We start from the raw sequence: 1,715 nt of genomic DNA, 5'->3' as shown, positions 1-1,715 counted from the left end.
TGTCAGACAATCTGTGTGGGCACTCACGTAGGATTGAGAAATCATCATTTCTTAATGTTTACTGAGTGACTATACGAAATTCAGTATTCATTGAGTAAAGTCTCGCTCTTCGGAGTGGGGACTTAAAATCAAATCTTTAATTGAAGAGTTTGATCATGGCTCAGATTGAACGCTGGCGGCAGGCCTAACACATGCAAGTCGAGCGGCAGCGACAACATTGAACCTTCGGGGGATTTGTTGGGCGGCGAGCGGCGGACGGGTGAGTAATGCTTGGGGATCTGCCCGGTTGTGGGGGACAACAGTTGGAAACGACTGCTAATACCGCATAATCCCTTCGGGGCAAAGCAGGGGACCTTCGGGCCTTGCGCGATCGGATGAACCCAAGTGAGATTAGCTAGATGGTGGGGTAATGGCTCACCATGGCGACGATCTCTAGCTGGTTTGAGAGGATGATCAGCCACACTGGAACTGAGACACGGTCCAGACTCCTACGGGAGGCAGCAGTGGGGAATATTGCACAATGGGCGAAAGCCTGATGCAGCCATGCCGCGTGTGTGAAGAAGGCCTTCGGGTTGTAAAGCACTTTCAGCGAGGAGGAAAGGTTGTGAATTAATACTTCATAGCTGTGACGTTACTCGCAGAAGAAGCACCGGCTAACTCCGTGCCAGCAGCCGCGGTAATACGGAGGGTGCGAGCGTTAATCGGAATTACTGGGCGTAAAGCGCATGCAGGCGGTCTGGTCAGTCAGATGTGAAAGCCCCGGGCTCAACCTGGGAATTGCATTTGATACTGCCAGACTAGAGTCTTGTAGAGGGGGGTAGAATTTCAGGTGTAGCGGTGAAATGCGTAGAGATCTGAAGGAATACCAGTGGCGAAGGCGGCCCCCTGGACAAAGACTGACGCTCAGATGCGAAAGCGTGGGGAGCAAACAGGATTAGATACCCTGGTAGTCCACGCCGTAAACGATGTCTATTAGGAGTCTGTGACCTTGAGTCGTGGGTTCCAAAGCTAACGCATTAAATAGACCGCCTGGGGAGTACGGCCGCAAGGTTAAAACTCAAATGAATTGACGGGGGCCCGCACAAGCGGTGGAGCATGTGGTTTAATTCGATGCAACGCGAAGAACCTTACCTACTCTTGACATCCAGAGAAGTTACCAGAGATGGTTTCGTGCCTTCGGGAACTCTGAGACAGGTGCTGCATGGCTGTCGTCAGCTCGTGTTGTGAAATGTTGGGTTAAGTCCCGCAACGAGCGCAACCCTTGTCCTATGTTGCCAGCGCGTAATGGCGGGAACTCATGGGAGACTGCCGGTGATAAACCGGAGGAAGGTGGGGACGACGTCAAGTCATCATGGCCCTTACGAGTAGGGCTACACACGTGCTACAATGGTCAGTACAAAGGGTTGCCAACTAGCAATAGTGCGCCAATCCCATAAAGCTGGTCGTAGTCCGGATCGGAGTCTGCAACTCGACTCCGTGAAGTCGGAATCGCTAGTAATCGTGGATCAGAATGCCACGGTGAATACGTTCCCGGGCCTTGTACACACCGCCCGTCACACCATGGGAGTGGGCTGCAAAAGAAGTGGGTAGTTTAACCTTCGGGAGGACGCTCACCACTTTGTGGTTCATGACTGGGGTGAAGTCGTAACAAGGTAGCCCTAGGGGAACCTGGGGCTGGATCACCTCCTTAATACGATATGAATTCTTGCTTGCGT

At 52.4% G+C, this 1,715-nt stretch carries 1 rRNA gene; it reads left to right on the top strand.

Annotated features, from left to right (window positions below):
• Positions 1-137 precede the first annotated feature (137 nt).
• Positions 138-1,690 (top strand): 16S ribosomal RNA (locus AC2D8U_RS20980).
• Positions 1,691-1,715: the final 25 nt, after the last annotated feature.

This window comes from Ferrimonas sp. YIN67 (genome assembly GCF_057219095.1).
Note: the sequence above shows the minus strand (reverse complement) of the source record. Positions and strands in the feature narration are given on the sequence as shown.